General features: G+C 60.9%; 22 protein-coding genes. 1 reads left to right on the top strand and 21 read right to left on the bottom strand.

The features are described 5' to 3' along the window. The gene (locus HZ99_RS08490; protein WP_080727691.1) at nucleotides 1-855 is read left to right on the top strand and encodes a DUF2971 domain-containing protein; all 855 of its coding nucleotides are present in this window, start codon (nucleotides 1-3) and stop codon (nucleotides 853-855) included. A 52-nt stretch (nucleotides 856-907) separates the two neighbouring features. On the opposite strand, the gene HZ99_RS08495 is transcribed toward HZ99_RS08490, so the two are convergent. From HZ99_RS08495 to HZ99_RS08595, 21 genes are read right to left on the bottom strand one after another with little or no spacing between them, the layout of a single operon-like run. Continuing rightward, complete coding sequence (locus tag HZ99_RS08495; RefSeq protein ID WP_038442360.1) at nucleotides 908-1,879, bottom strand: hypothetical protein; 972 nt, start codon at nucleotides 1,877-1,879, stop codon at nucleotides 908-910. Beyond that, nucleotides 1,852-2,556 (bottom strand): hypothetical protein, encoded by a 705-nt coding sequence (locus HZ99_RS08500; RefSeq protein ID WP_038442361.1) that lies wholly within the window; start codon nucleotides 2,554-2,556, stop codon nucleotides 1,852-1,854. Before HZ99_RS08500 ends, HZ99_RS08495 begins: the two co-directional genes overlap by 28 nt. Next, nucleotides 2,553-3,104 carry a hypothetical protein gene (locus tag HZ99_RS08505; RefSeq protein WP_038442363.1) on the bottom strand — a complete coding sequence of 184 codons (552 nt, stop codon included), beginning with the start codon at nucleotides 3,102-3,104 and terminating at the stop codon, nucleotides 2,553-2,555. The genes HZ99_RS08500 and HZ99_RS08505 overlap by 4 nt, the downstream gene beginning before the upstream one ends. Continuing rightward, a complete protein-coding gene (locus HZ99_RS08510) occupies nucleotides 3,101-4,024 on the bottom strand; it encodes a hypothetical protein (protein WP_038442364.1) in 924 nt (307 codons plus the stop codon). The genes HZ99_RS08505 and HZ99_RS08510 overlap by 4 nt, the downstream gene beginning before the upstream one ends. Next, complete coding sequence (locus HZ99_RS27385) at nucleotides 4,021-4,599, bottom strand: hypothetical protein (protein WP_051903127.1); 579 nt, start codon at nucleotides 4,597-4,599, stop codon at nucleotides 4,021-4,023. The genes HZ99_RS08510 and HZ99_RS27385 overlap by 4 nt, the downstream gene beginning before the upstream one ends. Nucleotides 4,600-4,610: 11 nt before the next feature. Then, nucleotides 4,611-6,959 carry a phage tail protein gene (locus tag HZ99_RS29190; protein ID WP_051903129.1) on the bottom strand — a complete coding sequence of 783 codons (2,349 nt, stop codon included), beginning with the start codon at nucleotides 6,957-6,959 and terminating at the stop codon, nucleotides 4,611-4,613. An 8-nt stretch (nucleotides 6,960-6,967) separates the two neighbouring features. Continuing rightward, complete coding sequence (locus HZ99_RS08525) at nucleotides 6,968-7,492, bottom strand: phage tail protein (RefSeq protein WP_038442366.1); 525 nt, start codon at nucleotides 7,490-7,492, stop codon at nucleotides 6,968-6,970. After that, nucleotides 7,489-8,661 carry a baseplate J/gp47 family protein gene (locus HZ99_RS08530; RefSeq protein WP_038442367.1) on the bottom strand — a complete coding sequence of 391 codons (1,173 nt, stop codon included), beginning with the start codon at nucleotides 8,659-8,661 and terminating at the stop codon, nucleotides 7,489-7,491. Before HZ99_RS08530 ends, HZ99_RS08525 begins: the two co-directional genes overlap by 4 nt. Continuing rightward, nucleotides 8,658-8,975, bottom strand: a complete 318-nt coding sequence (locus HZ99_RS08535) for a DUF2590 family protein (RefSeq protein WP_032863002.1) — start codon at nucleotides 8,973-8,975, stop codon at nucleotides 8,658-8,660. Before HZ99_RS08535 ends, HZ99_RS08530 begins: the two co-directional genes overlap by 4 nt. Continuing rightward, complete coding sequence (locus HZ99_RS08540; RefSeq protein WP_038442370.1) at nucleotides 8,972-11,203, bottom strand: phage tail tape measure protein; 2,232 nt, start codon at nucleotides 11,201-11,203, stop codon at nucleotides 8,972-8,974. The genes HZ99_RS08535 and HZ99_RS08540 overlap by 4 nt, the downstream gene beginning before the upstream one ends. Before the next feature lie 7 nt (nucleotides 11,204-11,210). Then, the gene (locus HZ99_RS29535; RefSeq protein WP_032862709.1) at nucleotides 11,211-11,354 is read right to left on the bottom strand and encodes a DUF6890 family protein; all 144 of its coding nucleotides are present in this window, start codon (nucleotides 11,352-11,354) and stop codon (nucleotides 11,211-11,213) included. Between the two features lie 20 nt (nucleotides 11,355-11,374). Then, nucleotides 11,375-11,662, bottom strand: coding sequence for a putative phage tail assembly chaperone (locus HZ99_RS08550; RefSeq protein ID WP_038442372.1), 288 nt, complete (start codon nucleotides 11,660-11,662; stop codon nucleotides 11,375-11,377). Between the two features lie 33 nt (nucleotides 11,663-11,695). Further along, nucleotides 11,696-12,151, bottom strand: a complete 456-nt coding sequence (locus HZ99_RS08555) for a lysis system i-spanin subunit Rz (RefSeq protein ID WP_038442374.1) — start codon at nucleotides 12,149-12,151, stop codon at nucleotides 11,696-11,698. Next, a complete protein-coding gene (locus tag HZ99_RS08560) occupies nucleotides 12,151-12,684 on the bottom strand; it encodes a lysozyme (protein ID WP_038442375.1) in 534 nt (177 codons plus the stop codon). The genes HZ99_RS08555 and HZ99_RS08560 overlap by 1 nt, the downstream gene beginning before the upstream one ends. Next, a complete protein-coding gene (locus HZ99_RS08565; RefSeq protein ID WP_235205576.1) occupies nucleotides 12,681-13,010 on the bottom strand; it encodes a hypothetical protein in 330 nt (109 codons plus the stop codon). The genes HZ99_RS08560 and HZ99_RS08565 overlap by 4 nt, the downstream gene beginning before the upstream one ends. Further along, nucleotides 13,007-13,219, bottom strand: coding sequence for a TraR/DksA C4-type zinc finger protein (locus tag HZ99_RS08570; protein WP_038442377.1), 213 nt, complete (start codon nucleotides 13,217-13,219; stop codon nucleotides 13,007-13,009). The genes HZ99_RS08565 and HZ99_RS08570 overlap by 4 nt, the downstream gene beginning before the upstream one ends. Further along, entirely contained in the window at nucleotides 13,219-13,668 is a 450-nt protein-coding gene (locus HZ99_RS08575) for a phage protein (RefSeq protein ID WP_038442379.1), read from the bottom strand. Before HZ99_RS08575 ends, HZ99_RS08570 begins: the two co-directional genes overlap by 1 nt. A 6-nt stretch (nucleotides 13,669-13,674) precedes the next feature. Beyond that, on the bottom strand, nucleotides 13,675-14,790 hold the full coding sequence (locus tag HZ99_RS08580; RefSeq protein ID WP_038442380.1) for a DUF2586 domain-containing protein: 1,116 nt from the start codon (nucleotides 14,788-14,790) through the stop codon (nucleotides 13,675-13,677). Nucleotides 14,791-14,801: 11 nt separating this feature from the next. Next, on the bottom strand, nucleotides 14,802-15,482 hold the full coding sequence (locus HZ99_RS08585) for a phage virion morphogenesis protein (RefSeq protein WP_038442381.1): 681 nt from the start codon (nucleotides 15,480-15,482) through the stop codon (nucleotides 14,802-14,804). Next, nucleotides 15,472-15,918 carry a phage tail protein gene (locus HZ99_RS08590; RefSeq protein ID WP_032862629.1) on the bottom strand — a complete coding sequence of 149 codons (447 nt, stop codon included), beginning with the start codon at nucleotides 15,916-15,918 and terminating at the stop codon, nucleotides 15,472-15,474. Before HZ99_RS08590 ends, HZ99_RS08585 begins: the two co-directional genes overlap by 11 nt. Further along, nucleotides 15,915-16,376, bottom strand: coding sequence for a head completion/stabilization protein (locus HZ99_RS08595; protein ID WP_038442383.1), 462 nt, complete (start codon nucleotides 16,374-16,376; stop codon nucleotides 15,915-15,917). The genes HZ99_RS08590 and HZ99_RS08595 overlap by 4 nt, the downstream gene beginning before the upstream one ends. Nucleotides 16,377-16,468 lie beyond the last annotated feature (92 nt).

Here is a 16,468-nt window from a genome sequence, read left to right on the forward strand (position 1 = left end):
ATGCGCTTATACAAATACCTCTCTCCAGAACTAACTTCTGTTTTAGAAAATCAAATGGTCCGCTTTTCACAGCCATCAAGCTTAAACGACCCATATGAGCTAAAACCGCATATATCATCTTTAATGTCCGACGAAGAAATGCTGACCCATTTCTCTCAACACCTACCCAGCATGATTGATGATGAATATCTCAAACTCGACCCACATATAAAATCGGTATTTCCGTATGGCCAATTCAAAAAGGCAATGACAAAAATCTTAAAAAACAGTGAACCATTAATGCTAAACACAATCACAACACACACTCCACTCTTCTCAGAGAAACTGTTCGAAACCATGGATAAGTTCCTTGGGATTTTTTGCTTGTCGGAGATACCAGATAACGAACTTATGTGGTCACACTATGCTGATGCCCATCAAGGCTTTCTCTTGGAATTCGATTCTGAATCACTATTTTTCAATCAAAAAAGGTCAAGCGTCGATGAACTTAGATACTTAAGACAAATACAGTACTCAGCACAAAGGCCTTCAATAACGTTAAACAAAATTAAGGACTTTACACCTTTTTTAACAAAGGGAACTCAATGGAGCTATGAACGAGAGTGGCGAATGATGCTCCCCTTAGCCGAAGCTTCTCAAGTAATTGAAAAAGAAAACACAAAGATACATCTCTTTCAATTTCCACATGACGCAATAAAAACCATAACACTAGGACACCGAATGACCACCGCTAGAAAAGCTTACATAAAGGATGTTATAAACTCCACAAATCAATTCGACCACGTAAAACTATATGAAGCTAAAATAGGCACTACTGACTACAGCATCTTCGCTGAGGAGTGCTCAAGGACATGACGAAAACCATGACTGGCAGCATCAATCCTTATTAAAATATATTACTTCCCACTCAAACAGTAATATCTTTCAAACTTAAGGCATGAGACTTTGCAACAACCGACGCTGCTATGAATAGCCCAGCATTGTCAGGAGGTGGGCTCGATGCATGGACATGGGCCGCAACCTCAACATTCATTAACTCCACCAAGTCGAGCAGGTCACACAGCACTTTAAAAATGTTCACACTCTCAGACCCGATATGGTTCTTCGGTGCCACCAACCGCTGACTGACTGCCGCCACGCTCTCGCGCAACCCTTCAATCCTTTCCTCCATATCCCCACCCACCGTGGCGTTATGCTTCTGCCCCACCACTAGGTTCAAGTCCCGCCCGGTCGCCTGGTGCAGATCATCCATCGCCGCCAGACTGGTCGACCCGCCCGACAACAGCTTGAGCGCGCCAAGGGCCTCCAACGTCTTGATGCCACCCACCGACTCAGTGGAATGGTCATCCACCGTCCTGGTGTGGCTCTGGTAGCGCTCCGTGTTGCCCAGGGCCTCCACTTCCCGCTCTATTGCCTTGTCGTGGATCTTGCCGTCAGTCTGGCGCAGCCAGTTGCCGTCGGCATCGACACGCTGCTGACAGGCTTCGCTGTGCTGCCACACCTGGTCACCCTTTGGCACGCTGGGCATGCTCAGGCCGTGGGGTAGGATCGTCTGGATATAGGGCTTGTGCGGCAGGCCATAGGCAAAGCACACCACCACCTGGGTGCCTTCCTCGGGAAAGGCATAGATGCCCATTTCCTCGCCACCAGTGGGTAGCGGCAACGGCACGCTGGCAAGGATGGGCAGTTTGCTATCTGGCTCGCCATCCGGCCCCAGGACCTCGATATCAACCGCATAGCGCGGCCGGAAGTCGTCACAGATACCGGCGCCGGCCGGTGCGTCGGCTACGGCGACAACCCGTGCAAAGCGTGGCAGGTGGTAACCGCCTGTGAGTTCGGGGAATTGTCGTTCTACGCTGCGCTTGATTGCGTCGTCCATCGGATGGCCATCTGATTATCGACGAGGGCCACACTGGTGATGCGCTCGCCGTGGTTGATCGTTGCACCTGGTCGTAGCCCGGGAAGGGCTGCAATCATTGCGCTTTGGTTGCCCTGGTAGTCGTCGAACAATTCCGCCGGCAACTGCAGCGGCGGGCGAACGCCAAAGAAGCTGTCAGCCCAACTACCCACGAACACCTCCCCATCACCCTGCTGCTGCCAGATAAAGTCGGGGATGTTGAACACCCGGGCCAGGCTGTCCATCGCTTGGTAACCGGCGGCCAGGCTGTAGAAGAACGGCGCCTTAACCCCGGCGTAGGGCTTGTCCGGCACGCGAAAACGTAGGCCGGTGTGCTGGCTGATCTCGACCAGGACGGCGCGCAGATCAACGTGGCGCAGGTTCAGCGGCAGCGGGTTGGCCAGGATCGCCGCCAGCTCACGGCAGAACAGCACCTGCTGGGTGCTGCTGGCCGTGGTGGAGCGTTCGACGTAACCAATGAAGTGACGCTGCAGCGTGCTGTCGTTGTAGCCGATATCGAGTGTCACCAGGCCTTTGACCGGGGCGGTGGCCTGGATGGTGAAGGTCGCCCGGCCGGGGCTCTTGGCGTCCAGTCGCACTTCGTTTTTGACCAGGACATAAGGCACGCCACCGATGGCCAACACCTTGTGCAGCTTCATGGGGTGTTACTCCCGCCCAGCCAGCCATCCACCTTTTTCAGCGTGGCTTCAAAGCCTGTCAGTTCCTCGGGGCCTTCGCTGGAGCCTCCACCGTCGCCGGTACCGCCCACCGCCCCGCCGGGGCCAGACTGGGCTGTCACCTTGTTACCTGGGCGCCGGCCTTCGACTCTCTCAGGGTTGGACAGTTTTTCGGTCAGAGTGAACTGGATTAACCAGCCGCGCAGGTTGTCGTCTTCCCGGGCGCTCACGCCTTCGGTGAACGTCACCTGGCGCATGCCGAACGCGGCCGCCGTGTCGTTGACGATGCGGTACGTCTTGAGCTGGCCACCTCCGGCGGTTGCTTCCACCAGGCGCATCAGGTCGCGCAGTTGCACCTGGTCAACAAATGGGATCATCAGCGTTACTGTCAGGGTCTTGGGCTTGAAGCCCTTGTGCCCCTTGTCGGTGTTGCTGGTCTGGCCTGACAGATCGTCGCTCTCAATGCGCAGATTGCCAGTGACCTTGAGGTTCTTCCCGCGTACCTCTTGCCCGTCGAGTAATAGCGTCATAGGCCCACCAGCTCGCGAACAAAGCTCAGGCCCTGCTCAGATCCCACCAGCAGCGCGCCGGCACACAACACCCACTCATGCCCCGGGGCCTCGCCTTGCAACAGCGCCTGGCGAAGCTCGGTGGCGTTGCCGGGGCCGATCAGGCGCGCGCGCATGCTGCTGTCGGGATTGCCGTTGGCCAGCAGCGCTTTCAGGTCATCCAGCTGTTTGTCGCGGCTCTGTTGCTGGGCAGCCTTGCGCGTGGACAGGGCCGAAAGATCCGCCATGGGCGAGCTGTCGGCGGCGTAGCTCTCCAGGACAGAAAGCTGGCCGGCCATGGATTGCTGGGCAGCCTTGACCACCGTGCAGCGCTCCAGGGGCAGTGTCTGCCAACGGGGCAACGCGCCAGCGGTGGGGATCTCCCACTTTTCCGTTTCCAGCTTCGACAAGTGCCGCGCTCGGCGTTCGGCTCGCACCAGGTCAGGCATCGGCAACAACGCATTGAAGCGCGCCAGGCTCTCGGCCAACTGATCAAAGCGCGTGGCCAGGAACATCAGACACAGGGCGAACTGGGGGCCATCGGGCCGGCCGGTGTCGCTCACGTCCACCAGTTTGCCGGCGAGCTGCTGCAGCAAGTTCGGCGCTGACAGGAAACGCTGATATCCGCGGCCCTGGCCAACGCCGCTTTGAAACGGCGTCACCACCAGGCACGCGGGCGCCTCGCCCATCTGTGTGGCGAGCGCGTCACGGCCTGCAATGATCGCGCCCTGGGCGGCCTCGCCTACCGGCCCCGGGTTGGTGCTGGTCTTGCCGCCCAGGTCTGCCAGGCGCTTGGCCGTGCTGACCTGCTCGGTGCTGGCCAGATCCTTGGCCGCTGACAACTGGCCCATCCATTGCGTGGCCTGTTCTGGCCAGCGCATGGTCACCGGTGCCCAGGTCATGGTTGCAGGCTCTCCCAGGTCACCACCTCCATAGCGTTCAAGTCTCCATCGGCCAGGGCCTGGTCCAATCGCTGTTTAAGCACATTGGCCCGCTGCAGCAGCTCCATTTTGAAGGTGGTGAAGTCTTCGCTGACCTGGCGCAGCTGCTTGGCCGTGTGCTGGCGCAGCTCTTTGACGCCCGCCTCGTCGCGGCAGCCGTAGGGGCTGTCAAAGCCCTGCAAAATCACGCTGGTCAAGTTCAGTTGATCATCCAGTTTGCTGGGGTACTGGTGAGGCGCGCCCAACGCCGGCGACCAGAAGCCGCCGGTGATCGCGGTTTCACACGCGGTATTGATCTCGCTGTTCTTCTGCCGGTACAGGCTCTGCAGCTGCTCGGGCTTGCTGGTCCCGGGCGCCAGGCGCGCCACGGGCTGTTTGGTTTCGCTGTCGAACACGATCTGCAAGCCTTCGGACTGCTTGGCCAGCAAATAGGAGTAATCCTGGTAGCTGATCGGCACGCTGTCGCGTGGGCGTTTTGGGTGAATGCCATCCACCAGAAAGGTGTGAAGTGATGGGCTGTAAAAATACTTGCTCATAGGGGATTCCCTTAGTGACCTATCGCGATATAGCCGTAGGTGGATACCGCTGTGGCGTTGGCGATAAAACCGGTACGAGTGCGGGAGCCGGCCACAATGTTCATCACCTCGGCCTGGCCGGATGTGTCCTCGCCCGTGCCCATGTTGAGTACAAAACATTTGTTGGGGAACCCGATCGGGAACAGGAACTGGCTGCCGTTGTTTGCGATGTAGGCATTGCCCCACTGGATGATCAGCCCGCCCAACCAGCGCGGAAACGCGATATAGCCGTTGTCGGCCAGGCTGATCGAAAAGCCCCAACGCAGGGTGCGCGGCGTCACGATGCTGGTTTCATCGGCCCCGGCGTCCAGTTGTTCCAGGCTGGCGATCGGCGCGATGCCGGGCACACCAGGAAGGGCCTTTTTGCTGCTGTCGATCACCTCGGACGATCCCGTAAACACAATAGGATTTGGTCCAGGTGCGACTCGCTGCACACGCATAGCGCCGCCGCCGGCAATCAGCACGACCGCTGAGCGGGATTCATCGTGGCGCATCCAGTGGGCGCCGTTCCAATAACAGTTTTGCGCCAAGTGGGTTTCTTCCAGCGCCGTCAAAAAGCCGAAGGAACCAGCGTGAATATCCAGACTGTTCCCAGGCAGTGGGTTCAAATTCGGGATGGCGTCATCGATCCCGTAATGGGCCAGCTTGGTGCCCTTGTCGGCTTTCTTCTTCAGTTCAGCATCGATCTGGATCAACCACTGGTGATGCTGGTTCAACGACTGACGCAGTTGATCCAAAAAGCTATTGATGCTCGTTTTATCGTAGGTGTCGCCACTGTCCCGTAGCTTCTCGCTGTAGCTCCAGTTGATCGGGTTCAGGCCTGCTTCGGCTTTACGCACATATACGTTACCGGCGTTGGCAAACACCGTAACGCACGGTTTTGATTCGTCATGGCGCACCCAGTAGTGGCCGTCCCAGTAACAATTTTGGGCCAGGTTGGTCTCAACCGCCGAGGTGAGAAAAGCATAGGTTCCACCGTGAATATCCAGACTGTTGCCGGGCAGCGGGTTCACGTTCGGAATGGCATCATTGATCCCGTAATCATCGAGTTTTGTACCTTTGTTCGCCTTCTTGGCGATCGCCTCGTCAATGGCCTTAATCAACTGATCGATCTTGTCGGAGGTGTAGGTGTTGCCACTGTCGCGCACGTCGAACACTGACGCCCAGACGATCGGGTTTTTGCCTGGGCCAACCCGCTGCACTCGAACTGTGCCAGAGCCAGCAATCAATGACACCGCTGCCCGTTTTTCGTCATGACGTACCCAGTCGGCGCCGTTCCAGTAGCAGTTCTGGCACAGGTGCGTTTCATTGAGCGCGGTCAAAAAGCCATAGGAGCCGCCGTGAATATCCAGGCTGTCACCCAGTGGATTGCGATTGGGAATGGCGTCATCGATCTTGTAATCAGCGAGTTTCGTGCCCTTGTTGGCCTTCTTGTCCAGCTCGCCTTCAACCCACTTTTCCCCCGCAAAATGCTTCACCAGGGAATCACTGATCGGCTCGGCCTGGCGCAGATCGGCCACGCTGTTGGAGTCGGGTAGATCCGCCAGCGGCACGCAGAAATGGCGCACGCCGGCGCTGTCGGTGAAGTCGGCCAGAGCGGCGCCGAAACGCACTTCCCAACGGGCCACCACGTCGCTCAACTGGCGCTCCAGGCTCACATCCAGCCAGGCTTTGGCAGGAAAGCCCGGCGGTGCCACGGCGACGGCAGCCGCCGCCAACACCCGCACGCCCTCGATATAGGCCGTCCCGGGTTGCACCTGGTAACTGTTGCCGACCTTGGCCAGCTTCAGCCCGTCGCTGAAAAAGCAGGCCCGGCCGAAGGTGTCGCGGTTGCTCAGGCGCTCGCGCTCGTCGATGCCATGCAGGCGCACGGTGAAGTCGTGCTGCCAGGTCTTGGCGTCGATGGTGATCCCTGTCAGGGCCTGGGCGCCGTCGAACACCACCAGGAAGTTGCGGGTAACGTTGTTGCCCAGCTGCAGCGGCGGGATGTTCTTGCGCTTCTGCTGCAGCGGCACATAGGCCACGGCCAGCAACACGCCTTCGGCGGTTTCCAGGCCGATCCAGTTCCAATTAAAATCCCCGATATCGCTGCCCAGCATCAGGCTGTAAACAATCTGGTTGGGGTTCACAAAGCCTTTTTGCGTGACGTCATAGCTCGCCACCAGGTGCGCGGCCGGCTTCGGTGCTGCTCGATCTACCTGGCCGTTCGGGTCCAGCCCAGGCACGTTGGCCAGGACAAACCGGGAAACGATCAGGGGTTGTTGTGCGCCTTGTTTTTGCGCGATCAGGCTTTCACCTGCAAGGGTAATGCTGGCTCCCATGGGGGCTCCTACAGGCTGGCGACCAGCGTTTGCTGATCGTCGTTGAAGTCCACCGCGACGATGCGCAGTGACACGGGGGTGATGGTCACGAAGTCATAACGCCGGCAGGTGCGGCCGTACTGCTGGATCAGCACCCGCAACAGCTCGGGGTTCTGCGACAGTTGGGAGTCGGAAAGACGCAACAGCACCACGTCCCAGTCCCGATCGGGCATGCGCTCGTCGATCTCGACGTACCCCACGCCGAGGCGCTGCAGGATGCGTTTAAGCCCGGCCGTGCTGCCCGCATCGACCGCGTTGATGAAGGCGAATTTGACCCGCAGGCGGTACAGGCTTTCGGGTTCGTCCTTGAAGCGGCTGATATCCCGCTGCCAGGCCAGCAGATCGAGGACGGTCAAATGGCAGGTGTCGGCATCCATCTGCAGCAGCGGCCATTGCAACCAGCCCTCGACCGTTTCCCACCACTTTTGGCTGGCGGCTTTGAGCTTGGTCAGTTGCGGGCCATCCAACCAGAACGGCAAATTGAGCTTGATCATGCGAACACCACCTGCAGGCTGCTGATCCGGGGAATCGTCAGCTCTGACACGATGTCGGCGTTATCGAAGCGCAACGACTCAATGCCGGCGAACTGCTGGTGGAGTTCTTCGCCCAGGCGGCTAAAGGAGAACCGCGACTGCGGATAGGTCAGCGTCGGCTGGTAGTCGCCGGTGCCGCTCTCGCGAAAGGCTGCACGGATGAATAGATCGACTTCGGCCTGCAGCTTTGTGCGCTGCTCGACGGTCAGCAGGCTACGTGGCCACAGGGTCAACTTCAGCGCGTGCTGGGTCTCAGGCATCACCATGACCAGCAGATCGTCACCATGACCATGGTTGCCCTGGTCGCGGATATGGGCGTTGATTTGCTCCAGGTACGTCGCCGCCGGCACGTCCGCGTCGAACAGCACATAGGCATTGGCACTGCCTGGGCCCCGTGGGGCGCCATGCAGAAAATACACGCCATCGGGCCGCACGCCCGGGAAGCCGGCGATCATCGCCCGGTATACCGCGTCGGTGTGCCACTGGTTGACCGCCGAGAACTGGTTGCGCACCCGCAAACGCAGCTGCTCATCAGGCTCAGGATCTGCACCAGGTGCAATCAACCAGCCGTCAGCATTGACCACCTGGGCGATGCCGGCGATCGGCACCGGCAGGATGGCGTAGTAACCCGGGGCCAGGTTGTAGCCGCTGCCCACGTCCTGGGCCTCCACCGGCACTTCCAGCTGCATCAGCCCATCGGCAAAGGTCGCCGCCTGGGTGGTCACCAACTGGTAGATATGGCCATTGATCGCGGCCGACTGCACCAGGATGCCGGCGGGCAACTCCAGGGCGCCGCCGGCAACGTCGCGGGTAAACAGCAGCACGCCTTTGGCCTTGGTCGCACCTTTGCGCTCGACGTTGACCGCCCAGGCCAACATGTCCAGCCACTTACGGACGGCGGTTTTGACAAAGAAGTTAGGCAGCACGGTGTCGCTGACGAAGGTGATCAGCCACATGACCGGTTTGGTCACCAGGGCCGTGATCAACCGCCAGAACGGGGAATAGGCGCTGGTGTTGCTCAACTTGCTGCCCTGGGCCTCAACTTCCTTTTCCCAGGCTTTGCGCAAACCTTCCTCGGTTACCGGAATGCCGGACTCTGCCAGCGCCTGTTTAAAATCAACGTCGCTCACAGGGTCACCTCGATGTCGCCAAATTTCAGGGTTTTAGCCGTGACCAGGTACTGCCCGGTTTGCACCTGGTTAATCAGCGCGGTCCCGGGCACCAGGCGCTGGTCGGCCTCCACCAGCAGCTCCAATTGCTGGATGCAGTCGCGCTGACGCAGCTTGCTGCGCTCGGCCACCAGCGTTACCAGCAGGCCGCTTTCGCGGATCATGTGCGCAATGTCCTGGGCGATGCTGGCCCGGTCATCGATCAGCAGCGGCTGACGGGACGGATCCAGCGCCAAGTCGTTGTCGATGATCAGCAGGTCGATGTATTCGCTCATCCCCCCACCGCCATAGCCAACATGCCTTCCAGCTCCAGCGGGTTCATTTGTTTGCCGGTGTGAATGTTCACGTTCTCCACATGGGTGCCCTTGTTCTGGGTTTGGTTGTTGTTCTGGATGCTTGCCAGCAGACCGCCCCGGGGCACAGCGTCTGGCCGCTTCGGTGACAGGCTGGCCACAGAGCCGTTGATACGCTGCTGACTTTGCTCGGCCTGCTGCATAGGTGGCGGCGCCAGTACCAGGGCCGGCGGTTGACGCGGCGGCTCCAGGGCAGCTAGTGGCTGCGCGATCGGCGCCGGGCCTTTCGGTACCGGGGCCAGGACCAAAGCCGGTGCTTGTGCCTGGGGCTGCAGGGCGTTGAGCATCGGCGCAGGTTGTGCCGGCATCTTCGACGTGGCCGCCATCACCAGGGGCGGCGCCTGGATTGGCTGCTGGGCGGCGCCCACCAGCTGGGGCAGCAACGGCGCCTCGACCTGGGGCGCACTGATACCCGGCATTTGCGGCGGTGCCGGCATATCCCCGAACGCGGCGTCGATCTGCACGCCCGGGATCTTGTTCAGCATCTCGATCAAGCCATTGATGGCCTGTTTAAAGATGTTGACGATGCCGTCCCATGCGGCGCTGGCCATGCCCGCCCAGCCGCCCATAGAGCCAAACCAGTCAGACAGCGCGGTCAGTTGCCCGCTGACCCACTGGAACGCCTCGCTGTTGAGTAACGCACTGGTCCATTGGTCCCAGTAGATGATTGCCGCCGCCACGGCCGCGACCAGGGCAACGATGCCGATTACGATCCACGCCACCGGGTTGGCCAGCAACGCGGTGTTGACCAGCCAGATCGCCCCTTGCCACAGCAGCATGGCGCCCTTGACCAGGCCCATCCACGCCACCATCAGCACCAGGCCGGCGACAAACGCGACCGCCATCACGGTGTGGTAGAGGAACATGGCGATGCTGCGCAGGCCCACCATGGTGAGGACTTTCCAGACCGTGACCAGGCCCAGCCAGACCATCTTCGACATGCCAACGGTCAGCGTGAGTAACGACAACGCGGCGATGATGCCGAACACCACCAACACGGCGATGCTGATCACCCGGGTGATGTTGGGGAACAGTTGCGACCAGCGTGTCAGGGTGGTGGCCACGCCCGTCAGCCTGGCCATAAGCGGCTCCAGGATCGGCATCAGCGATTGGCCAAAGGCAATGCGCAACGCCTGCACGGCAGCGGCGAACTGCTGCCACGGGTCTACCATGTCCTTGGCCATGCGCTCGGCATTCTCCAGGCCGCGCACGTTGCCCAGCTGTTCCATGCCGTTTTTCAGCCGGCCGGTGTCGCCCATCAGGCTGGTGATCAGGCGTGCCGCTTCGCCGCCGAAGGCATCGCGTAGCTTCTTGCCGTTGGCCTCGATCGACAGGTCCCCGAACTTGCCCTTGAGCTTGTCCAGGATGTCCATCATCGGCAGCAACTTGCCCTGCTGGTCCACAAAGGACATACCGAGCTTTTCCGAGGCGCCGCTGACGTTCTCGAAAAACGCCTTGTACAGGCCGCCCGCCTCGCCGCCTTCCATGCTGCTGCCCAGGGTGCCCAGGACTGCCATCTGTTCCGCCAGGCTCACGCCGGCGGTGCTGGCCAGCCCGCCGGCAGCCTTGAACGCCTCGCCAATCTGCGCGCCGCTGGTGCGGAACAGCTTTACCGCTGTCGCCGTCTGGCCTGCCAGGGTTTCAACCCATTCGCTTTTGCCCATGGCATCGGCCTGGCCTTTGAACAGGCTATACATGGTGCCGACGTACTGGCCCATGGTGTCCGCGTCGGATTTGGTGGCCTTGGCCAGCACGTTGCTGGCATTGGTCACCATCGCCAGCTGGCTGCCCGTTAACCCCTTCATCGCGCCGTCGATGCTGTACGCCGAGGCCACAAAGTCCCGGGCGTTCTCGCCGTAGGCCACCGAAAACTCCAGCGACTTGCGGTTCAGCGCGTTCAACGCATCTTCGGCCACCCCGAGCGATCGAACCTCGCCCAGGGCGCGGTTCATCTCCAGGGCCGGTTGCAACGACTGATTGATGGCCGCGCCCGCGCCCAGCAGACCCGCCAGGCCAAAGCCCATGGTCTTGATGTTCTTTTCGCTCTGTTCGGCCAGGTCAGAAAAGCCCATTTTCACCTTGCCCAGGGGCGCGGTGACCTTATCGGTCAGGCTCAGAATGAAGGCCAGGCGGGCGCTTTGGTCAGCCATCTAGGGGTTATCCGTTCAGTGCGTAGGCGATGCCGTTAGCGATGGCGATTTCCATCCGGCGCCAGTGTTCGTCTTCCAGCCATTTGGCCGTGCCCATCACCTCGGCGGTGGGCTCGGCACCAGGTAGCCAGCGGCTGGCCAGGGCTACCAGTTGGCCCAGGCCGTTTTCGGTCAGGCGCTCAGCGTGGTCGAGAGCTTTTTTACGGTGATTTCAACGTCTGGGCCGTACTCCTCCAGGAGCGTGCCGGCCAGTTGCATGACAAACACCGGATTGCCCAGCATCCCCTTGAGGGTGGCGCGCTGTTCCTGCTTGACGGTGGTCACCAGCAAGTTGTTGGCGGGTGAAACCTTGTTGTTTTGGTTCAGCGAGTTGAAGTATTTGGTGACGTCCTGGGGAGTCAGCTCAAAGGTGAATTCCTGGTCGCCAATTTCCAGGGTGATTTCGCGTCTGTCAGTCATGGGTGTTGCTCCGTTCAGGGGTAAAAGTAAGGTTCAGCGCAGGCAGATCCGGCGCACGTGGTCTTGCAGGCCCAGGATCATTTGCCGACTAAGGGCGAGCTGATCTCTGAGGGTGAAATAATCTTGTCGAGCGTCTGCAGTGAGTTCGGCGGCTCCTGCATCAGCCAGGCCGCCGGCGCCGGTTTTGCCGGCGGTTGGGGCGGTACAGGTAGCCTTGACTGGCAACCGCTTACGGCCAGTGCCAACATCAAGGCGCAAAGCATCGTTTTCAGCGCGTTCATGGTTCAGTTCCTGGGTTCGTTGAAGGTCGATGGCGTCACGGTCGGCCAGCATCTCGCCGCTGATCCGTGCGGCTTCGCGCAGCCCGACCACCTCGGACAAGGCGCTGTCACGCTCTCGGCGGGCGTCGTCGCGCTGACTTTCCAGCAGACCAAAACCGAACCAGGCCACCAGGCACAGCGCTAACGGGAAAAGGGCTTCGCGCAGCATCACAAGCCCGCCTTGCACAGCTTGACCTCGGCCAGGCGGCGCGCGTGCAGGCCCGGGACAAACACCTTTTTGCCCTCGGCGGTGGTGATGAATGCCCAGACCGGTGTTTTGCCGTCAGGCGCCCAGGCCAGGGCCTCACAGCCGTCCTCGATGCGGCCGGCATTGATCAGGCCCACGGCGCGACTGGCGCAGGTGCTGGGTGTGCCGAAGTTGTGACCATGGCTGCTCAGGGCGTCGAAAGTGTCCTGGCCCACGTCCTGGTTGGTGATGCAGTCGGCCAGCAGCAGTTGGCCTTTGCTGATCACCAGTTGCTCCACCTCATCGCACCGGGCGTCTGACCAGTAGTCACCGACCACCACCGGGTAAGGGCTGGTGTGACGAGTGATCCCCTTGCACACGGTCGGCAGGCCACGGGCCAGCTTGTCCGCATATACGGTGTTCTGGCCGTTGCCTTCCCAGGTGCCCAGGAACACCACCAGCGTGGAGCTGGACAGAGCAAGGACGCCGGCGGCGATCTTGCCGCGCAGGCTCATGGGAACAGAACCCGCAACAGGACTGGTCCGAACATCTGCAGGATGGCCCACAGCGTGCTGGCCACCGCCAGAGCCCAGGTAATTTTGGTGCCGATGCCGGATACCACGCTGGTCAGCTTCTGCTGGCCAACGTTGAGTTCCGACAGCTGGCCAGACATGTGTTCAAACTGCTGTTCCAGCTTGCTGACACGGATGGGCACTGATTCATGCCGGGTTTCCATGTAGGTCAGGCGGTGTTCCATGATTGCCATATTTTGCTCCAGGCCGGCCAAACGGCCGGGCTCTGAAAGTGCCTCGTTGAGGCTTGGCCGCAGACTGTTGGTCATCGGCGGTTTCCCTTCTCGAAAGTGGTCTGGCATGGCGTACAGCGGGTGACCCCGCCCAGAGCCTGGCGCTCGGCCGGGATCTGTTCGTCACAGTCCAGGCAGTGGCTACGGCTCGGCCCCGAGGGGCGCGGGCGGGCGAGCTGGGCCTGAATGGACCGCTCGCGCTCCAGCTCCTCGATCGCCTTGGCGTGGTCGAGCCAATCACCCATCAGCTCAAGCCCTCGATCTCGGTGGCATCCAGGTACGGCACGCCGTTGATGCGGATAAAGTCCGGGCTGGTGACCTCAAAGGGCACCTTGTGCTTGGTCTTCTCGCCGCCCTTCGGATCAATGCTCAACAGACTGGAAACCTTCAACTTGCAGCCGAACGCCTCGATGCGCAGTTCGTCGTCGCCGGCCTTGGCAAAAAACACCGAGTCGAACGCGCCCAACTTGCGAAAACTGCCGGCAGTACGGGCCGCGTCGATCAGCAAACCGAAGTTGGTCGAGTCCAGCTCAAGCTCGCCAGCGGCCGACACGTCGCCATCGACGTAGCCGTCAGGCACGCCCCGGGTTTGCGCGGTCTTGCTGTTGTCGGTGATATCCAGGGTGCAGCTTTCGACGTGGACCAGGAGGTCGCCCAGGTTCACGTCAAAGTTCTTGCCGCCAATACGTGACATGGGGGGTTACTCCGAATCGTCGGTGGAAAGGTCCAGGGCGATGTTCGCCGTGAGGTCTTTCGGGCAGTTGTGGGGCTTGAGCTTGATAAACGCCTCGACGGCGGTTTTGCTCTTCCAGACCAGCACGATGTCGCCGTCCTTCGGCGATTCGATCTCGCCCGGGAACACCTGGCCGGCGAACTTGACCGACTTGGCCATCTGGCGCAGGGGCGCCATCAGCGCGTTGACGTTTACCGCCATGCTGTTGGCCGTGTTGTTCAGGCGCCGATCGGCCACGCGGCGGATCAACAGCGGACGCACCAGGCGCGCCGCCTTGTCGGCCAGGCGCAGATATTCGATCACCTGGTAGTCGCTGGCCGGGGTGTCCAACATGTTGCCGTCGCCCCAGTACACGCCCGGGTAGTCGGGATAGGTCTGTGAGACGGAAAAGCGGGCTTTGTCCAGCTCGGCGCGGATGGCAGACGGCAGCGGTTTGCCCTCGCTGTCGATCGGCACCGGCCCCAGGCCCAGTACTGCGCCGGTGGCCACACGCATGGGGCTGTCGGCAATGCTGACAGCGGCATTCGCCAGGCGACCGGCCAGCACGCCCTGGTCATTACCGTGGAGCTGCGGAACCACCAGCACACGCGGCGCGGCTACGCCGGCAGTGATTGCCTTTTGCTCGATCAGGTATTGCGACCAGGTGAGTTTTTCCGCGATGCCGGCAGTCGCGGCCATGAAGAAGACGCGGCGCCCGTAGACGTTACTCACGCCAATGGCCGCATCGTGCATGGCTGACAGTTCGTCGCCCTTCAACACGGGTTTGGTGATCACCACGGCCTCAACGGAAAAACCCTGTTGCTGCGCGATATCCAGGGCCACTTTCCAGTCGCCTTCAGGGGCGATCGGCGCCGCCAGGCACGCCCAACGGTCGCCGCCGTTCAAGCGTGCTGCGGTGATCTGGGTTTTCAGATCGCTTGCCGGAATGCCCAGCTCGTTGTCCAGATCGCTGTCGGTGTTGAGGGCGAGCAATTTGCCGGTGTTTTTCGGGCCGGCCCCGATGAACAGAAAATAGCGCTCGATCTCAGTCACGGCGCCTTGGCCCAGATTGAGATTGTTAACGCTGACTTTGCCAAGTGCCATGCTGTGCCTCGTTAGCGGGGTGAATTTAGGATTTGCTGCAGCACCTGGTTAACCAGCACGCTGGTGTCACGTTCGCTGCTCGCGCCGAGGAACTGGCGCTTGGGCAAGGTGATATCCCAGCTCTGCGCGCCGGTAGATTCGGTTCGTTCGTCGTTCAAAATGCGGATCAACAGGCCGGCCTTGGCGTAATTCACATGTTCTTGAATCCACGCCACTGACGGCCGGGTCAGGCTCTTTTTGCCCTTCTGCCGGGTACGAAAGCCCAGGCGGCGCAGGCGCTTAGCCTGCTTGTCGGTGCAGGCGGTGCCGGGGGGAACCTTGTTCCAGCGGCGCATCTGCGCGGCCGTGCGTCGCTCTGACACGCCGTTGTGTTGCTGGGCGGCGACCCACCGGGTCAGCGCGTTACGCCAGCCCAGTTCGGCCTCGTCGGCACTCACGCGGGTGACCTGCAGCAGCTTGGCCAGGCCGGCTTCCATCTTCTTTTTGCCCTTACTCGATCCCTTGCGGGCCTCGAAAGGCGAGCCGTCCAGGTTCTGCTGATCGCGCACGCGCTTACGGCTCATGGTCCGCACGCGCTTGGTCACGTTGTTCAGCAAACGCCGGCGCAACTGCGGCGGCAGACTCAGCAGCGCCAGTTGCTCGCGCACGCCCAGGTAGCCCCGGGCGTCCAGCTCCAAGGTGCTACGCGCCATGATCGACCTCGCCCTGTTCGGCGGTCCAAAGATCGAACGGGATAAACGCCCAGGTCTTGCCGAACGCCTCGATCTCGCCGGTGGGATCTTCGGCCAGGTATTGTGGCTCGATGAATTCCAGGGACAGCTCCACGTCGAAGGTGTCCGCGTCCAGGGGCTCAACGGCGAACAGCGGCGCCGGCAGATCGTGGCGGTGCCGATCGGGGTCGTGGGTCTCCAGCCAACTGGCGACCAGGGCCATCAGCCTTGCCGGATGGTCGGTGAAACGCTCCAGGGCGAACACGGCGCGATAGCGCATATCGGACATGTGCAGGCCGTCGCGGTCGGGCTTCCAGATCAGTTCCAGGCTGACCTGTTCGGTCCAGCTGTCGAACTGCTCAGGCTCCACCAGCCGGCGTTCCATCAGGTAGGCGGTCAACGCCTTGAGCTGGATCACAGCAGAGCCGCCGTGATGCGGCCACGGCCCTGCAGGGCACGCACGGCCTGCTGGCTGAAAGCGAGAAAGGTTTCCGCCCGCTCCGGGGCTTCCTTGCCGGTGTTCTCGGCGCTTTCCCGGCGTGTGACGGTGGCGAACTGAGTTAACGCGCTAGCCTTTGCGCGGCAGTACACGGCGCGTTTGTACAGCTTGACCTGGAAAGTGCGTTCCGGCAGTACGGTGGAGTCCGCGGACTCAACACTGCGTACGCCTGCGCCCTTCCATCGTTCTTTACACCGCACCAGGTCGTAATTGACCTCGACCATGGCGGTGTAGATTGCATCGGCCAGCAGCTCTATCAGGTACTCCGCCGGCAGGCGTTGTTCTTTCTGGAACTCGGTAACAGAGAGGTCTGGCCAAAAGCCGTCGTTCTCTATTTTCTGCTCCACAAAGGTGGTGGGCTTCCCGGAAAAGCTCATTGCTGGCCGCTCAAATAGGGCGGAGAGCCTGTTTTTAGTGGGACGGTCCATAAATGGGCGGCTCACTTCCACAGGTCCCCGCTGGGGGGGTA

This window comes from Pseudomonas fluorescens, from assembly GCF_000730425.1.
In the GTDB taxonomy this organism is placed as follows: Bacteria; Pseudomonadota; Gammaproteobacteria; order Pseudomonadales; family Pseudomonadaceae; genus Aquipseudomonas; species Aquipseudomonas fluorescens_X.

Coding starts and splice junctions, on each gene's coding strand:
- HZ99_RS08490 (WP_080727691.1), top strand. CDS start 1: ATGCGCTTATACAAATACCTCTCTCCAGAACTAACTTCTGTTTTAGAA.
- HZ99_RS08495 (WP_038442360.1), bottom strand. CDS start 1,879: ATGGACGACGCAATCAAGCGCAGCGTAGAACGACAATTCCCCGAACTC.
- HZ99_RS08500 (WP_038442361.1), bottom strand. CDS start 2,556: ATGAAGCTGCACAAGGTGTTGGCCATCGGTGGCGTGCCTTATGTCCTG.
- HZ99_RS08505 (WP_038442363.1), bottom strand. CDS start 3,104: ATGACGCTATTACTCGACGGGCAAGAGGTACGCGGGAAGAACCTCAAG.
- HZ99_RS08510 (WP_038442364.1), bottom strand. CDS start 4,024: ATGACCTGGGCACCGGTGACCATGCGCTGGCCAGAACAGGCCACGCAA.
- HZ99_RS27385 (WP_051903127.1), bottom strand. CDS start 4,599: ATGAGCAAGTATTTTTACAGCCCATCACTTCACACCTTTCTGGTGGAT.
- HZ99_RS29190 (WP_051903129.1), bottom strand. CDS start 6,959: ATGGGAGCCAGCATTACCCTTGCAGGTGAAAGCCTGATCGCGCAAAAA.
- HZ99_RS08525 (WP_038442366.1), bottom strand. CDS start 7,492: ATGATCAAGCTCAATTTGCCGTTCTGGTTGGATGGCCCGCAACTGACC.
- HZ99_RS08535 (WP_032863002.1), bottom strand. CDS start 8,975: ATGAGCGAATACATCGACCTGCTGATCATCGACAACGACTTGGCGCTG.
- HZ99_RS08540 (WP_038442370.1), bottom strand. CDS start 11,203: ATGGCTGACCAAAGCGCCCGCCTGGCCTTCATTCTGAGCCTGACCGAT.
- HZ99_RS08550 (WP_038442372.1), bottom strand. CDS start 11,662: ATGACTGACAGACGCGAAATCACCCTGGAAATTGGCGACCAGGAATTC.
- HZ99_RS08555 (WP_038442374.1), bottom strand. CDS start 12,151: ATGCTGCGCGAAGCCCTTTTCCCGTTAGCGCTGTGCCTGGTGGCCTGG.
- HZ99_RS08560 (WP_038442375.1), bottom strand. CDS start 12,684: ATGAGCCTGCGCGGCAAGATCGCCGCCGGCGTCCTTGCTCTGTCCAGC.
- HZ99_RS08565 (WP_235205576.1), bottom strand. CDS start 13,010: ATGACCAACAGTCTGCGGCCAAGCCTCAACGAGGCACTTTCAGAGCCC.
- HZ99_RS08570 (WP_038442377.1), bottom strand. CDS start 13,219: ATGGGTGATTGGCTCGACCACGCCAAGGCGATCGAGGAGCTGGAGCGC.
- HZ99_RS08575 (WP_038442379.1), bottom strand. CDS start 13,668: ATGTCACGTATTGGCGGCAAGAACTTTGACGTGAACCTGGGCGACCTC.
- HZ99_RS08580 (WP_038442380.1), bottom strand. CDS start 14,790: ATGGCACTTGGCAAAGTCAGCGTTAACAATCTCAATCTGGGCCAAGGC.
- HZ99_RS08585 (WP_038442381.1), bottom strand. CDS start 15,482: ATGGCGCGTAGCACCTTGGAGCTGGACGCCCGGGGCTACCTGGGCGTG.
- HZ99_RS08595 (WP_038442383.1), bottom strand. CDS start 16,376: ATGAGCTTTTCCGGGAAGCCCACCACCTTTGTGGAGCAGAAAATAGAG.